This is a genomic window from Natronocalculus amylovorans (genome assembly GCF_023638035.1).
GTDB classification, from domain to species: Archaea; Halobacteriota; Halobacteria; order Halobacteriales; family Haloferacaceae; genus Natronocalculus; species Natronocalculus amylovorans.
In genome coordinates this window covers 759,173-773,155 of the sequence record NZ_JAKRVX010000001.1, presented here as the reverse complement: position 1 = coordinate 773,155, position 13,983 = coordinate 759,173, and the positions used below count along the sequence as shown (strand labels likewise).

Annotated in this window: 18 protein-coding genes; 11 read left to right on the top strand and 7 right to left on the bottom strand. The window is 50.7% G+C overall.

Annotated features, from left to right (window positions below; all coding sequences use genetic code 11):
- Positions 1–10 precede the first annotated feature (10 nt).
- Complete coding sequence (gene fer / locus AArcSt2_RS04115) at positions 11–400, bottom strand: ferredoxin Fer (protein ID WP_174652370.1); 390 nt, start codon at positions 398–400, stop codon at positions 11–13.
- A 92-nt stretch (positions 401–492) separates the two neighbouring features.
- Here fer and AArcSt2_RS04110 point away from each other — a divergent pair, with 92 nt between their 5' ends.
- Complete coding sequence (locus tag AArcSt2_RS04110) at positions 493–1,362, top strand: CheF family chemotaxis protein (RefSeq protein WP_250583075.1); 870 nt, start codon at positions 493–495, stop codon at positions 1,360–1,362.
- A 27-nt stretch (positions 1,363–1,389) separates the two neighbouring features.
- Here the strand turns inward: AArcSt2_RS04110 and AArcSt2_RS04105 are convergent, their stop codons facing one another.
- The 5 genes from AArcSt2_RS04105 to cheB all read right to left on the bottom strand — a co-directional run bounded on the left by AArcSt2_RS04105 (position 1,390) and on the right by cheB (position 7,655).
- A complete protein-coding gene (locus tag AArcSt2_RS04105) occupies positions 1,390–2,253 on the bottom strand; it encodes a CheF family chemotaxis protein (protein ID WP_174652372.1) in 864 nt (287 codons plus the stop codon).
- Positions 2,254–2,325: 72 nt separating this feature from the next.
- Complete coding sequence (locus AArcSt2_RS04100; protein WP_174652373.1) at positions 2,326–3,549, bottom strand: HEAT repeat domain-containing protein; 1,224 nt, start codon at positions 3,547–3,549, stop codon at positions 2,326–2,328.
- A complete protein-coding gene (locus AArcSt2_RS04095) occupies positions 3,549–4,358 on the bottom strand; it encodes a CheR family methyltransferase (RefSeq protein WP_302928226.1) in 810 nt (269 codons plus the stop codon). Before AArcSt2_RS04095 ends, AArcSt2_RS04100 begins: the two co-directional genes overlap by 1 nt.
- A gap of 25 nt (positions 4,359–4,383) precedes the next feature.
- Positions 4,384–6,606 carry a chemotaxis protein CheA gene (locus AArcSt2_RS04090; protein ID WP_250583073.1) on the bottom strand — a complete coding sequence of 741 codons (2,223 nt, stop codon included), beginning with the start codon at positions 6,604–6,606 and terminating at the stop codon, positions 4,384–4,386.
- A 35-nt stretch (positions 6,607–6,641) separates the two neighbouring features.
- Positions 6,642–7,655, bottom strand: coding sequence for a chemotaxis-specific protein-glutamate methyltransferase CheB (cheB, locus tag AArcSt2_RS04085; RefSeq protein WP_250583155.1), 1,014 nt, complete (start codon positions 7,653–7,655; stop codon positions 6,642–6,644).
- A 246-nt stretch (positions 7,656–7,901) separates the two neighbouring features.
- On the opposite strand from cheB, the gene AArcSt2_RS04080 reads away from it, so the two are divergent.
- The 4 genes from AArcSt2_RS04080 to AArcSt2_RS04065 all read left to right on the top strand — a co-directional run bounded on the left by AArcSt2_RS04080 (position 7,902) and on the right by AArcSt2_RS04065 (position 10,255).
- Positions 7,902–8,381, top strand: coding sequence for a chemotaxis protein CheW (locus AArcSt2_RS04080; protein ID WP_250583071.1), 480 nt, complete (start codon positions 7,902–7,904; stop codon positions 8,379–8,381).
- Positions 8,382–8,479: 98 nt separating this feature from the next.
- Positions 8,480–9,175, top strand: coding sequence for an RAD55 family ATPase (locus AArcSt2_RS04075; protein WP_250583069.1), 696 nt, complete (start codon positions 8,480–8,482; stop codon positions 9,173–9,175).
- Positions 9,175–9,567, top strand: coding sequence for a DUF8057 family protein (locus tag AArcSt2_RS04070; protein WP_250583067.1), 393 nt, complete (start codon positions 9,175–9,177; stop codon positions 9,565–9,567). Before AArcSt2_RS04075 ends, AArcSt2_RS04070 begins: the two co-directional genes overlap by 1 nt.
- A gap of 64 nt (positions 9,568–9,631) precedes the next feature.
- Complete coding sequence (locus tag AArcSt2_RS04065; RefSeq protein ID WP_250583065.1) at positions 9,632–10,255, top strand: DUF7504 family protein; 624 nt, start codon at positions 9,632–9,634, stop codon at positions 10,253–10,255.
- A 12-nt stretch (positions 10,256–10,267) separates the two neighbouring features.
- Here the strand turns inward: AArcSt2_RS04065 and AArcSt2_RS04060 are convergent, their stop codons facing one another.
- Positions 10,268–10,780: a DedA family protein gene (locus tag AArcSt2_RS04060; protein ID WP_250583063.1), complete on the bottom strand. Its 513-nt coding sequence runs from the start codon at positions 10,778–10,780 to the stop codon at positions 10,268–10,270.
- A gap of 136 nt (positions 10,781–10,916) precedes the next feature.
- Between AArcSt2_RS04060 and AArcSt2_RS04055 the strand changes: the two genes are divergently transcribed.
- From AArcSt2_RS04055 to AArcSt2_RS04030, 6 genes are all read left to right on the top strand, one after another.
- The gene (locus tag AArcSt2_RS04055; protein ID WP_250583061.1) at positions 10,917–11,246 is read left to right on the top strand and encodes a hypothetical protein; all 330 of its coding nucleotides are present in this window, start codon (positions 10,917–10,919) and stop codon (positions 11,244–11,246) included.
- 149 nt (positions 11,247–11,395) lie between these two features.
- Entirely contained in the window at positions 11,396–11,716 is a 321-nt protein-coding gene (locus tag AArcSt2_RS04050; protein ID WP_250583059.1) for a DUF5783 family protein, read from the top strand.
- A gap of 38 nt (positions 11,717–11,754) precedes the next feature.
- Entirely contained in the window at positions 11,755–12,126 is a 372-nt protein-coding gene (locus AArcSt2_RS04045; RefSeq protein ID WP_250583057.1) for a NifU family protein, read from the top strand.
- A gap of 279 nt (positions 12,127–12,405) precedes the next feature.
- Positions 12,406–12,807, top strand: coding sequence for a hypothetical protein (locus AArcSt2_RS04040; protein WP_250583055.1), 402 nt, complete (start codon positions 12,406–12,408; stop codon positions 12,805–12,807).
- 269 nt (positions 12,808–13,076) lie between these two features.
- Entirely contained in the window at positions 13,077–13,514 is a 438-nt protein-coding gene (locus AArcSt2_RS04035; protein ID WP_250583053.1) for a universal stress protein, read from the top strand.
- A gap of 37 nt (positions 13,515–13,551) precedes the next feature.
- The gene (locus AArcSt2_RS04030) at positions 13,552–13,971 is read left to right on the top strand and encodes a PPC domain-containing DNA-binding protein (protein WP_174652385.1); all 420 of its coding nucleotides are present in this window, start codon (positions 13,552–13,554) and stop codon (positions 13,969–13,971) included.
- Positions 13,972–13,983: the final 12 nt, after the last annotated feature.

Genomic DNA, 13,983 nt, shown 5'->3' with positions numbered 1-13,983 from the left:
CGTCTCAGGTTCAGATAACGCGGTTCTGAAGGTAGTCGAGATGCTTTGCGTTGTAGACGATCTTGACAACGTCGGCTGTTGGGGAGCCGATGCAGGTGAGTCGGACGTTTTTGTCGTTGACTTCCTCGTCAGAGAGGATCTGCTGCATGTCCATCTCGATGTCGCCTTCTTTGACGATCGCTGCACAGTTTGCACATGCGCCTGCACGGCACGAGAATGGCCAGTCAAAGCCTTGTGCTTCTGCAGCCTCAAGGATGTACTCGCCTTCGTTTACGTCAAGTGAACCATAGTCTTCGTCATCAAGGCCAGCATCTGCTGCGCTGTCGAAGAGGTCATCGTCGTCGAGCGACCAGCCGTTGTCATCAAGTACTTCGTAATTAAGGTATTCTACCGTGGGCATCACCTTTCGGTTGGATACCCACCCCATTAGACTTTGCTGTTCGTGACGGCCCACGAAACAATCAATATCATGCCACTACGTAGAATGAGTGTATGGGTGAGGCAGTCGTTGCAGATTTCGTTGGACGTTTTCACACTGCCGACATGAAACGGACCGAGCCAGTAACTGGTCGTGTCCTTTTAAGTCGTAAGCGATTGGTCCTCGCACACGACGGTGGGAAGACAACAATCCCACTATCGTCTGTGAGCGATATCAACGTTGGAACCGTCCCAGCAAAGCTCTCTGAATTCTTTAGTGATACAATCACACTCGCATATTCGATCGATGACGGTCGAAATGTAGCCGTCATAGAATCCGGTGGCGATAATGTTGGTCGCTTCAAAACGGTTCTTTTCAAAACATTGCTTGGTGGACACAAAGTTAAGGTTAAACATCCAGCCAAGGTTGGTGGCCGAGTGACCGATGCAAGCACAAAAACTGCGAAATTGAAGCTCTCTAAAGGCTCCTTACGAATTGTAACCCGAGATGGTAGTGTAACAATTGACCTCTCAACGGTGACAAACTTCCGCCGGGGGCAGTACGATATTGCTGGAAAAAAACGTCCAACGATCGAAGTGACACATATGCATAATGGAACAGCCAAAACAACGTTCATTAGCCTTCCGAACAATCGAAAACTCAATCTTCTCGGTCGATACCTACAGTTAGAGTACAAAGACGTAATGGAAGAGATTGCAGAAATTGAGATCTCACCGGAGCAGACTGAAGTCCTCGTCTCTCTGTACAGTGCCGGCGGTCAAGCAAAGCTTGGCGAGATTGTAACTGGCGATGTTGCAACCGTTCAGCTAGTCCTTGAAACGCTTCGGAAGAATGCATTGATTAGCGAAAATGGGTCAGCGCTATCGCTCACTGCAAAAGGTCGCGTGGTTGTCACAGAACAGATCGAAGATGTCAACATGTGATACTGGTTGCGGCTGAGAATACGGAACTCACTGCTGGTTCATCGCCTCACTCGCGATATTTCGGCCACGTGAATTAAGTGCGACTTCTCTTCGAACACGAACCTCTTCTAATACGTCAAGTTCGACAAGTTTCTCGAAGATTTCCTCGACTCGATCGACATCCATCCCAATAAACGCGGGAATTTCAAACGGTGAGACGCCCGAGTATAGCGCCATCAACACCTCTTTTTCGCTCTCTGAAAGATCAACATTTGCCCGGCTTCGGCGCTCGCCTTCTCGGAGGAATGCTTTGAGAAACATCAGCACGCGCCGCTCGCCAGTGAGATGGCTCTGGACGTTTGTCTGCCCTTCAGTGTGTTTTACTTCGATGACGGTTCGCTTCTCGTCATTTACTGTTCGCTCTTCGGTCCCAACACCGCTTATGTCATCGAGATCGAATCGAACGAACTTGCCGCTTTCGAGGGCTGCTGCGATCGCATCCTCTTCAACTTTCAGTCGAGCTTTCTCCCATTTTGTATCTTGGACAACACCACCTGCAACAGCAGGATGTTTCGCCTGGATCACCTTCTGATCCAAAACTGCCCGATAGATATCAGTCTCAAATGCTTCGTGGTCTGCCGCAGAGATCAGTAAGACATCTTCACCCAGTTTGAGGCTGACATAGCCAGACACCTGTGCGATTGTCTGATTCGGATCATGTCGTCCAGAGAGTCCTTGGACTTTTGAGAGCGGTATGGTTCGTTTTCCGCTGTTACCAATGAGAATAACACGACGGTTCGATAGCAGGATCCGGCCCTGTGTCCATGAAACGTCATTAACTGCTCGTCCATCTTTGACTGCCTGTGCAAACTTTCCTTTTGTATCTGCAACTTTGTATTCGCCTTCACTCATGTGTTAGTTTGACACCTCCATTGTCTGGGAGCCAACTGTGTGCGATTGTCAGATGTGTAAGCATCGCACTGATCATCGTTGACCACGCCCCCGAAGCTTCGAGATGGACGCAAACGCCCGTTTTCGAACGGCTTGGCTCTCATCTTCTGAGAGCTTTTCGAGTTTTGCCTTTGATCTCTGTCCGCCAACGTGTCCAAGCACAAACACCGCCTTTGCACGAGCGTCATCTGAGGCGTCGCTATCAACGAACTCGAGAAGCGCAGACTCGACGCGTTTACCACCAATCTCTCTGAGACCGGTCGCTGCAAACTGTGCTGTTGGTGTATCCGTATCATCAAGTCGGTCGACGAGTGCATCGATTACACGCTGTGGTGGGTCCTCGTCAATGACACGACCGATAAACCAAACGGCATTGCGACGCTGCCGGCGCTGGTTACTCTCTGTAATAATCTCCAATAGCGGGCCAAGAATTGTCTCAGTATCCGCCTCTTTGAGTTCGGTGACTACTGTTTCTCTGATCTTGTGACTCTGCTGTGTTGGGGCATTCGAAAGCAGCTCAATAATCGAAAATACAGCGGCATTCCTGACCCGTGCATTCTCATCAGAGAGCGCATCCGCAAGCGGTTGTACTGCACGAACCGATCGTGCGTTCCCGAGTGCAACCGCTGAGATCCGCCTGATCTCCGGATTCTCATCATGTAACATATCCAGCAGCGCTTGCAATGCTTTGCCGTTTCCAATATTTCCAAGCGCATTTGCTGCAGCAAGTCGAATCCGCCCGTTTGGATCGTCCAGTTGGCCGATAAGCTGATCGACTGAACCTGGATGACCCAGCTTACCCAACGCATCACAGACACGAATCCGAACTCGTGGATCCTCATCGGTTAATGTTTTCAGCAGTGATGGGATTGCGTTTGGCTCACCAAGTGTGCCCAGTGCATTTGCAGCGGCCATCCGGAGTTCAGGAATATCCGAAGAGAGCGCTGAGGCAAATCGCTTTGCAGTGGCCCAATCTGCACCCTGTTGAATTTTTGCACCAGTTACTTTTACAAGAAGTTGGTCAACTGCACCGGAGCCAATATCGTCCAAGGCATCGATCGCTGCGGCTCGGACATCCTCATCGTCATCACTCACAGCAACGGCAACGATCGATCCAACAACCTCTGTGTCGCTAACAGCAACCAGTTCGCCAAGTAGCTCGGCTGCTCGCTTTCTGACAGCAGCGCTCTCGCTATTTAACAGTCGATCCGTGATCGAATCAACGTCACCCGATCGTGCAAGTTGGTATAATGACATTACGACACCCGTCTGTATATCCGACAGCGTTTGTTTACCGCATCAAAGGAATCACGACACTCCGGTGGAACGGTTTCAGTCATTCCAACAACAAGGTAGCCGCCGTCAACCAATGAGTCAGCCACGGCTTCAAAAACGGGGAGTTTGAACTCAGTATCGATATAAATGAGCAGATTTCTGCAGAACGCAAGATGAAACCCGGATTTTTTCCCGTCTGCAATCAGGTCATGCCGCTCGAATGACACCATTGATTTTACAGAATCAGTGACGGTGAATTTATTGTCGTCTTGGGTAACATACTTTGTCGGGTTGTCTAACAACGAGAGTTCTTCTTCGATATTCGTTGTCCGTGTTGTTTCGTATGTCCCTTCTCGGGCGTGTTCAAGCGCTTCATCACTTATATCTGTTCCCAAGATCTCAATTCTTCGAGCGTTGATTTCTGGGTCATCAAGCGCCAACATTGCAAGCGAGTATGGTTCGCGCCCGTCTGCACACGGTGCGCTCCAAACCTTTATACGCCGGTTCTCTGCAGAAAGTTCTTGAAGAACAGGACGCAACGCATTCCACATCTTTGGGTTGCGGAAGAAGTTTGTGACGTTGATCGTCAGTGAGTCCATGAGTGCCTCCCTCTCATCCGGGTTTGATTGCAGAAATGAGAGGTACTCTGCATGCGTTTCAGTATCGCTTCGACGCATCCGCGCACTAATTCGGCGATTTAAATACGCCTCGTTGTAGTATTCGGGTTCGAAATCAACCGAATCATCGATCTCGTTGAGCACCCGCTGAAAATCTCGGCCGAGTTCGCTCACACCAACACCCCCTGGTGGTGTCCGATCATAGTGTCACCACGTCCAAGACCGCAACAACGTCTCCATCACCTAAGACAGCAGTCCCACTGAGGCCAGGGATGCCGCTTAAAACGCCCTCAAGCGGTTTGACGACAACTTCTTCTTGATCGAGAACGGTGTCACAATGAAGTGCGACCTGCCGTTTATCATCGCGAATACGTAGCAACATTCCACTACCGTTGACTGATGACGGCTCATCAAGTACGTCACTCAACCGAAGTACTGGGTAGATATCATCGTCGTGTTTGATGATTTCATCTCCATGCGTTGTCGTGATATCTTTTGCACGGGTGACTTCTGCGATATTCTTGACGGGGATTCCGTACTCTGTGCCACCGACTTCAACGAACATGACCTTCACGATCGCCACAGTAACAGGAAGACGCAGCCGAACAACGGTTCCCTCGCCAAATTCGCTATCGACATTAACCGTCCCGTCCAACTGCTTGACCGTGTTGTGGACAACATCCATCCCAACCCCACGGCCGGAGACATCTGTCACTTCCTCGGCGGTCGAAAAGCCCGGGTGGAAGATGAGATTATATATTTGGTTGTCATCCATCAGCTCAAGTTCGCTTTCGGTTTTGACGCCTTTTTCAATCGCTTTCGCCTTGAGCACGTCAACATCAAGCCCGGCGCCATCGTCTGCAACCTCAATCGTAACATGATCGCGCTCGCGCGTTGCCGTCAGTGAGACAGATCCAGTTGGTGTCTTACCAGCGTCTTCACGCGCGTCAGGCGGTTCGATCCCGTGATCGACTGCATTTCGTAAGATGTGGATCAACGGGTCACGAATCTCGGTGAGTATCGTCCGATCGAGTTCAATATCTGCACCGGAGACAGTGAAGTTGACATCTTTGCCAGTGTCTCGGGCAACATCACGCACAAGTCGTGGGAAGGTGTCCACCACTTTTGAGAGCGGGATGAGCCGCATATCCATCGCCGTATTCTGTAGATTTGCGGTGATCTTGTCCAGTTCGTCGAGATTATCCGAATCAAGACCTGCCTCTTCCATCTCCCGCCGGAGTTTAATTCGACTTGTCACAAGCTGTTCGACAAGGTTGTACAGTTCGTCGAGCTGATTTACGTCTACGCGAACAGACGCGATATCACTCTTGCTTTTTTTCTGTGGTCCACCTCGATCGGCATCGTTGCCAGCGTCGCTTGTATCGGTATTTGCAGCATCAGTGGTATCTACCTTTGTGCCGCCTTCTACGGACTCTACTGTCTCTGTGTCTGCATCTGCATCTGCATGTGTATCTGTCTCTGTGTCTGTGTCTGCACCTGAACCACCATTGAGTGCGTTAACGGTGAGGCGTTCAACCTGACTCAGTGCGGAGATGCCTGCATCAATCTCATCTGCAGTGTCCGCGACAATGAACACAGTGAACGACTCTTCGAACGCTCCGTCCTCAATCTGCTCGCGATCAGGAACGGTCGCAAACTCCTCGTAAGCATCCTCAATGGCGTTGAGTATAAACATCGAATCCACGCCAGGCATTGCCGTATCTCCGAGAGAGATCGCAGTTTCAAACACTGACTTCCCGTCGCTACATTCAATCGAGGCGATCGATTCGGGAACCTCAACAGTCGATTCGTCTGCAGGTGAACCTGTAGGTTCATCTCCGCCCTGAGACTCGTCTTCTGCGGTGTCTGCCTCGGTGTTACCGTTGTCATCTGCATTTGCATCTGCGTCTCCGTCAGAGCCGTTCGATTCCGATGTGGAGTCACTACCTTCTGTCGTGGCGTCTACACCGGCTGTTTCAGCAGGGTCTGATCCAGCATCCGCTGCGTCATCATCCGTGGCTTGCTCTTCTCCCGGTGCGCCAACCTCACCATCTGCAATCGCTCGAAGTTCAGTCTCAAGCTCTTCGACAGTGATAGTCGTCGAGCCCTCATCTGCAATTTCGCTGACCATCGCATCTAGATAATCAACGCCATCGAAGAGGAGATCCATCAGCTCCGTTGTGACTGCAATATCGCCCGATCTGACCTCATCAAGAAGATCTTCAAGCGCATGTGCAAGCCCGCTGACCTGCTCGTATCCCATTGCTGCTGCATTACCCTTGAGCGTATGTGCGATTCGGAAGATGGAATCCATTGCTTCTTCATCGTCCGGATCTGCCTCAAGCGCAAGCAGCGCGTTATTCAACTCCGTTATTCCTTCCTGGCTTTCGTGAACGAAAGCGTTGCGGTGTGCATCACTCATAGAATTCACCTCGATGCTCCCAAACAGGGGTCATATTAGTTTTCACCCCGAACAATTGCCCCAGCAATATCGTCTAGATCATGAACAGTATCGATACAACCGGTGTTGACCGCCCGTTTCGGCATCCCGTAAATCACGCATGTCTCTTCGCTCTGTGCTATTGTCCACGCTCCTGCTTCGTGCATTGCACAGATTCCATCGGCACCATCGTTCCCCATGCCGGTGAGAATAACACCAATCAGTGGGTCATCGATCGTCTCTGCGACAGAGGCCATCGTAACATCGACTGCGGGTTGCACCGAGTAGCCCTGATCGTCTTCAAGTAGTTTGATTCGAAGCCGACCATTACGGTAGCTTGAGACTTCCATGTGTGAACCGCCGCGAGCAACCAACCCCTCGCCGGCACCGATCCGTGCACCATCTGTAGCTTCTGAAATATTGTACTCGCTTGCAGTGTTCAATCGATCGGCAAACCGGGACGTAAACGCTTCAGGCATGTGTTGCACAATTAGTATCCGACAGTCGCCCGTTGGCAATGCAGAGACCACCTGCTCGACAGCATTTGGCCCACCTGTTGACGATCCAATAACGACGGTGTACGTATCGTCAAACGCTGCGCCATCCGCTACAGGTGTATCCGTAGATTGGACCGAACGTGTGCTTGTTCCGTTTTTTGACACCGACCGATCGAGGTCCGCGCCAGCGACAGTTCGAACGGTCTCGACCAGCTGGTCGCTCATTCGTGAGACCCCCATCGAAACCTCTCCACCAGGCTTTGCGAAGAAATCAACAGCCCCTTTCTCAAGCGCTTCAAATGTCACTTCAGCATCGTCGTCAGTGTATGCACTGAGCATCAACACTGGTGTTGGCTGCTCCTTCATTATTTGTTCAACGGCCTCAATACCGTTCATATTCGGCATCTCAAGGTCCATCGTAACGACGTCAGGCTCTTCACGGCGAATCACCTCCAACGCTTCACGCCCATCAGATGCCTCGCCAACAACTGGGATCCCACCATCGTCAAGAAGATCAGTAATAAGCCCGCGCATGAACCGCGAATCGTCGACAACAACAGTGCGTGGACTACGCACAGCTGTCACCTCCTGCTCCGCGGACAACCCCGTGCTGTAGAACAGTCTGTATCTGCTTCACGGGGAGCCACTCGTTTCGGAGTCGATCGCCCCACATTCTATTGCTTGATACCGAAACAGCGGGAATAAAGCCACCGCCCTGATAATCACCGCTGATAATTCGGCGGACAGAGTTAACTATCAAAACGAAGCAGTGTATGACACATGGCAGAGAGCAAAACACGGGCATCTGAGGGGCCAGATGCGGAGACAGCTGACTCGTCCGGAGAGACGACACAGGTACTTGAGTTTGGACTCGGTTCAGAGACATACTGTCTCGATATCGGCGTTATCGACGAGATTGTAGATGCCGGAGATTTGACCCGAATACCGAACTCGCCAGCACACGTCGAGGGGGTAATGGATCTCCGCGGCCGAACAACGTCGATTATCAACCCAAAGACGGTGTTCGATATTGATGAAGCCGGAGAACAAAATCGGATTATTGTCTTTGATCCCGATTCGATTGGTGATCAAGGAACAATTGGATGGGTTGTTGATGAAGTGTATCAAGTGAGCGATGTAGGCGTAAACGATGTTGATGAAACAACGACTGCGAACGATGATAACGTCCATGGAATCGTGAAAGCTGAAGATCGATTTATTGTATGGGTAGATCCAAACATCGCAGCAAGCACTGAATAAGGTCAAGCAGGTACCGTTGAATCAGTCCTGTTGTGTGTAATTCTCAACGCTGAAAACCGGGAGCGAAAACTTATATCTCAACCAAAAACAGTTGATGCATGCGTATTCCGAGCGGTGTATCTGGGTTCGATTCGCTCACAGATGGTGGATTCCCAGAAGGACGCCTTTATATTCTTAGTGGACCGCCCGGAAGCGGAAAAACCACCTTCTCTGCACAGTTTCTTACCAAAGGCTACGAGAACGGGGAACGCGGCCTGTATGTGAGTATGCACGAAACACGTGCAGGAATTATTCAGGATATGAGCGGCTACGAATTTGGTTTCGACCGTGCGATGCAAGATACGCGTGTGCATTTTCTTGATGCTCTTGGTTCCGAAGGAAAACGATTTTTTGGCTCACCTGGAGAGCGAGTCGATCGGAATAGTTTGGTGAACAGGCTGGTTGGGTTCGTGGAGTCACGGGGTATCGATCGCGTTGTCGTTGATTCGACTATGCTCTTGCGTTATCTGATGGATGATGATGAGAACACTGTGATGCGGTTTTTGAACGCCCTCAAACGGACTGACGCAACAACGCTGCTTATATCAGAGATGACAGACCCATCTGCGTACTCTGATGAGCATTTTCTCGCGCATGGCGTCATTTTCTTCCATAACTATCTGAAAGACGACCAAATGAGACGAGGAATTCAGGTAGTGAAGATGCGTGGAACGCCAGTTGATACAGATATCCACCAATTCTCGTTTACACCGGCTGGAATTGTAATTGAGCCGGAAACACAAGCGGAGAAGTGATGTACGAACAGACATACGACACCGATTGGGTATCGCTTTCTCGTGAGGAATCAATCGAACGAGGCTTTGCATTAGGTGTTGCCACCGCCTGTGGGTGTCCGAATGAGAAAGAATACCAACGACTAGTTGCTTCCGTCGAAACCACGTACGATCAAAGTATCGTTGAACTTGCATTTAGAGAGGGTCTTGCAAAAGGGAAAGATAAATACAACAATGGGATGACATCTAATCAGGTTTGGGAGATGCTAGTCGAACCAACAGTATCTGCACAGGAGACAGGATATCCGGGGGGAGAGTATCTACCCGGAGCGTTGGGGCGTACGACGCTCTTTGATACACAACGCGGTCCACCTGGATTGCTTGAACAGCCATCGTTTCTCACTAAAGATTGATAAGTGCAGACACGAAAGGTACTGTTACCCAAATACGCGATAATTTAAAGAGCGACAATATCTAATGCCTGAAAATAGACACCCACTGCCGTCAGCACTTGACCTTCAAAAAGAGAGTATTGTGATCTCTGGTCCACCGATGAGTGGGAAGTATGAGCTTTGGCACCGACTCCTTGGGACGGAAGCCGATCGATCGCTGGTTATTTCAACAGGCCATCCAGCGGATCGAGTTCGTGACGATTACATCACACTCAGTGGCCACAGTGGTGACAGCATTGGGATTGTTGATTGTGTAAGCCGTGAACAGCAGCGGGACGTCGCTGATGATGAGTTTACGAAGTATGCTTCTTCGCCAAAGAACCTCACAGACATCGGGGTGAAGTTTACAGAGTTGATCGAAACGATGCGGGGCGAAGAAGTTGCTGTTGGCGTTCATTCGCTTTCACAGCTGCTGATGTATTGGGATGTCGATCGAATATACCAATTTACTCGTGTACTGTTAGGCCAAGCGCGAAGCGAGGGCTGGCCTACGATCGCAGTAATCAATTCAACGATGCATGAAGAGCGGGTCTTACACACACTGCTTGATCCGTTTGAAGCGGTTATTGACACAAGAACGACAGACACCGACCGCGAGCTTCGTGTCCGTGATCGAACCGGGCTTCCTGGCGAGTGGGAGCGTTTTTAAAAATAGCTGGCGTCAGATTGCATCAATTGCGGTCTCTGCGCCGGAGCCGATCGCAACCAAGGCACCAATATAGAGAACAGTTCCTGCGATCGAGAAGACTGGAAACTTGTAGGTTGGGGTCCGAGAGAGCGCAACTGGAATAATAAGGTATCCACGCACACCCGGGAGCGTATTTGTGACCAACAGCGCTGGGAGGCCCCACTCCTCAAACCAACCATTCGTTTTCTCAACCCACTCATCTTTGAGTCGGAGCCTCCGAAAAAGCCTGTTTTCGTCGATGTATGGCGATCGGATGAGAATAAACAGGATGCACTGGCCGATCGTTGCACCGATAACAGCAGTCACAAATAGGGACAGGTACCCAACGAGTGATCCTCCAAGAAGGATGACCGCCGTAATAAATAGTGTCCGGGTCGGAATCACCTTTCCAACCAGTGCCCCCTCAAGCGCAAAAATCGCAAAGAGAGCAATGAGTCCGTACGTTTCGACGAACCCGGCCGCAACACTAGCGATCGATCCAAGCATACGTACTACTACGTTGTCATGCTATTTATCCATGTGGTCAAAACGTGGTATGTGGGCACGAGATACACAATAACACGACATTCAGCAATTCGATACAAGCGTTGTTAATTGTTGACAGTCAACATAATTGGGAGCCATGAATTCCGCACATGGAGCGGTTGCACTCCTTGCAAATTCAGAAAACCGAGTTGCGGTGCTCGAGGTGCTTCAGCAGGGGCCTATCGATCGTGCAGCTATCCAAGCAGAAACAGCAGTCTCAAGTGCGACACTGCGTCGAATACTCACTGATTTTGAAGCACGGTATTGGATTGTGCCCCAAGGTGACACATGTGAGTTGACTCCCCTTGGTGCGTGGGCTGTCGAAGAATTTACCAATTTTTTGAATATGATGCAAACATGTTGTGAACTCCAGCAGATATCGAATGGTTGCCCAGAGACGAGCTGCCGTTCGACATTCGATGTTTAAACAGGAAACGGAAGAGATCGCAGCACATCTACAAAAACAGATGGCTGCAGATGACTAACTACTGTTGAGAGCCACTATTTTATATCTCAACATATGGTTTATTGAGTCGGATCGTCCGGCTTTTATTAACGCGGGAACGGAGTTCAGGTATGGTTGAGTTCGATCCAGAACGCTTCGAGGACAAGTACGTCCACTATTTCCCACAGCTACAGCGCGCGTACAAGAACGCATTCAACACGATGAACAACGAGTTTGATTCAACGCTCATTCACGCGATCGATCAGCAGGTCCTCAACGAGTCAGAACCAATGTACGACACGGAATCGGAGTCATTCTATGTCGACCTTCCAGACGACCCGTACGATCGGCTCACGGCGGTTGTCATTGATGAAGCGAAGTTTGATTCAGTGCTTGAACAGTATCAAACGGAGATTCGGTCGGAACTCAGACGTGTTTTCGGACTCCAGTGAACCAAAGGCCTAAGACCGTTCACAGCCAACTTGGGCGCATGAGCACGGAAAGCGCGGATTCGGAAAACGAACTTCGAGAGCGGATTACAAACTTCCTTCGCCGGAACTTCCCACAGATTCAGATGCACGGTGGGAGTGCAGCAATCAGCCACCTCGATCGAGAGACCGGCGAGGTCCACGTCCAGCTCGGCGGTGCCTGTTCCGGCTGCGGTATCTCACCGATGACGATTCAAGCGATCAAAACCCGGATGGTCAAAGAGATTCCAGAGATCAACGAGGTTCACGCTGACACCGGGATGGGAGCCGGTGCAGACGGCGATCTTGGTGGGATGGGTGGCGGAATGAGCCCGTCGTTCCCGGGTGAAACCTCAGACGACGATAGTAACGAAGGCCCACAGGCACCGTTCTAGGGTTTTGCAGTCTTTCTTTTGTTTTTATTCGATCTGAGCAGCAGCATCGTACGCTGTACAGTGGGTATAGGACTATTGGCTGTCTATTTACTGTGATTCGTTTATTTTGATAGTGGCTAATTTACCGATTGTATAAACTGAATATAGCGATATAGAATTGTAGAAATAAGGCCAGAAAAGGCTGGACGATCCTTCTCGTCGTACTGTTGGAAGGAGCAAGTTGGTTGGTCAAACGGGCCAAATTAAAGCCTTTTGCGTGTGAAATAATAACTATTTGATATGAAACGGCGATACGTTCTTGGCGTGGTCGGTGCTGCAGGCGCATCAGTAGCAGGCTGTATCGGTGACGAGGACAGCCCAGACGCAGAGTGTGAGACTGAGGTTATCGGTGGCGATGACGGTACCGTCATCCAGCAGGCGACGGTGGCTCCGCGCGATGGCGGCGGCGTCCTCGAAGTCGTCTTCGGGGACGAGTCGGCGGCAGCAAGTGGTGCAAGCCGGCTCTCGGTGTTTCAGGAGGACGACCTGTTGCATTACATTCCAGTTGGGGACCGACGGACGTACCGGGTGACGGTCGGTACTGTACCCGTCCACGGAGTGTATCGGATCGTCGCATCCGATTCGGAGAGAACGGAACTCGACACGATGGTTATCGAATTTAATTGTTTCACTGACGAGTAGCATCCACCCCGGACTGAGCACTGAGCGTTACTTTTGATACCTCCTGAGTGAACACCAGCAGTGCGGAATATGCGTGGTGTTCAGCACTACGTGACGGACTTCACTCAAACCTGAACGTAGACAAAACAGTCACTAATCAGTAGCGTGCGAGTCAAATAGAGGACGAAAACAACCAATTCAGAACCCAAATTCATACATTTACATAAGAATAGCCGACTGTCCTGCTCGCTGAAAATATGTTTAGGGATACTGACATAGAAAGCTGGGATATGGCCGATCGAATCCTCGTTGCACTTGATGGATCAACCCGCAGTGAAGACGCGTTACGATATGCGTGTGAGACGTTTCCAGATGCATCGATAACCACACTGTTTGTCCGAGATCCATTCGGACACTACAGCGAAGAACAGGCGTTCCCTGATCGCGTTTCCGATTGGATAGCACAGCTTGACGAGCGAGCAGATGAGATCTTTGCGGAGGCAGCGGCGATCGCAGATGCCGGAGGCAAGACGGTCGAAACAAAACGGCGAACCGGGAAACCACCGCGGGAGATTGTTGCCGAAGCGATCGAAGGAGAGTATGATACTGTTGTCGTTGGAAACCATGGCAAGCACGGAGTTGTTGATGTACTGCTTGGTAATGTGGCGAAGACAGTGGTCGATCGGTCGCCAGTGACGGTGATCGTTGTCAAAACCGATCAACAGTAAGGGGTGGTTTTTTGGTTATGTCGTCCGACTCGCGGCTATGAACTACCGCGAAGTCACGACAAGTCGTGAGTTCCTTGCACGGCTTGAAACCGGCGCTGACTGGCGCGAGGAGATTGAATCGCTTGCGCGCGCAGAAGAGATTGAGGCAGGCTGGTTCAACGCGATGGGTGCTGTCCAGGATGCGGAGGTCTGGTTTTACGACCAAGATGACAAGGAGTATCAGTCGGTTACGTTCGACGAACCGCTTGAGGTGGCCGCTTGTGTTGGAAATATCTCGCTCTTAGACGATGAGGTTTTCGCGCACACACACGCAGTCCTTTCGCGACGGAGTGGCCAGGCGCTTGCCGGACATCTCAATGCGGGAACCGTCTTCGCGGGGGAGGTATACATGCGTGAGTTCGACAGATCGCTTGAACGATCGCACGACAGCGTGACCGATTTAGATCTGTGGCTCTGAGATGACCGATAA

Excerpts from the sequence above, each read along its gene's own strand:
- AArcSt2_RS04110 (WP_250583075.1), top strand. The coding sequence starts at position 493 with ATGGGTGAGGCAGTCGTTGCAGATTTCGTTGGACGTTTTCACACTGCC.
- AArcSt2_RS04055 (WP_250583061.1), top strand. The coding sequence starts at position 10,917 with ATGAATTCCGCACATGGAGCGGTTGCACTCCTTGCAAATTCAGAAAAC.
- AArcSt2_RS04075 (WP_250583069.1), top strand. The coding sequence starts at position 8,480 with ATGCGTATTCCGAGCGGTGTATCTGGGTTCGATTCGCTCACAGATGGT.
- AArcSt2_RS04080 (WP_250583071.1), top strand. The coding sequence starts at position 7,902 with ATGGCAGAGAGCAAAACACGGGCATCTGAGGGGCCAGATGCGGAGACA.
- AArcSt2_RS04045 (WP_250583057.1), top strand. The coding sequence starts at position 11,755 with ATGAGCACGGAAAGCGCGGATTCGGAAAACGAACTTCGAGAGCGGATT.
- AArcSt2_RS04090 (WP_250583073.1), bottom strand. The coding sequence starts at position 6,606 with ATGAGTGATGCACACCGCAACGCTTTCGTTCACGAAAGCCAGGAAGGA.
- AArcSt2_RS04030 (WP_174652385.1), top strand. The coding sequence starts at position 13,552 with ATGAACTACCGCGAAGTCACGACAAGTCGTGAGTTCCTTGCACGGCTT.
- AArcSt2_RS04065 (WP_250583065.1), top strand. The coding sequence starts at position 9,632 with ATGCCTGAAAATAGACACCCACTGCCGTCAGCACTTGACCTTCAAAAA.
- AArcSt2_RS04100 (WP_174652373.1), bottom strand. The coding sequence starts at position 3,549 with ATGTCATTATACCAACTTGCACGATCGGGTGACGTTGATTCGATCACG.
- AArcSt2_RS04035 (WP_250583053.1), top strand. The coding sequence starts at position 13,077 with ATGGCCGATCGAATCCTCGTTGCACTTGATGGATCAACCCGCAGTGAA.
- AArcSt2_RS04050 (WP_250583059.1), top strand. The coding sequence starts at position 11,396 with ATGGTTGAGTTCGATCCAGAACGCTTCGAGGACAAGTACGTCCACTAT.
- AArcSt2_RS04070 (WP_250583067.1), top strand. The coding sequence starts at position 9,175 with ATGTACGAACAGACATACGACACCGATTGGGTATCGCTTTCTCGTGAG.
- fer (WP_174652370.1), bottom strand. The coding sequence starts at position 400 with ATGCCCACGGTAGAATACCTTAATTACGAAGTACTTGATGACAACGGC.
- cheB (WP_250583155.1), bottom strand. The coding sequence starts at position 7,655 with ATGCGCGGGCTTATTACTGATCTTCTTGACGATGGTGGGATCCCAGTT.
- AArcSt2_RS04060 (WP_250583063.1), bottom strand. The coding sequence starts at position 10,780 with ATGCTTGGATCGATCGCTAGTGTTGCGGCCGGGTTCGTCGAAACGTAC.
- AArcSt2_RS04040 (WP_250583055.1), top strand. The coding sequence starts at position 12,406 with ATGAAACGGCGATACGTTCTTGGCGTGGTCGGTGCTGCAGGCGCATCA.
- AArcSt2_RS04105 (WP_174652372.1), bottom strand. The coding sequence starts at position 2,253 with ATGAGTGAAGGCGAATACAAAGTTGCAGATACAAAAGGAAAGTTTGCA.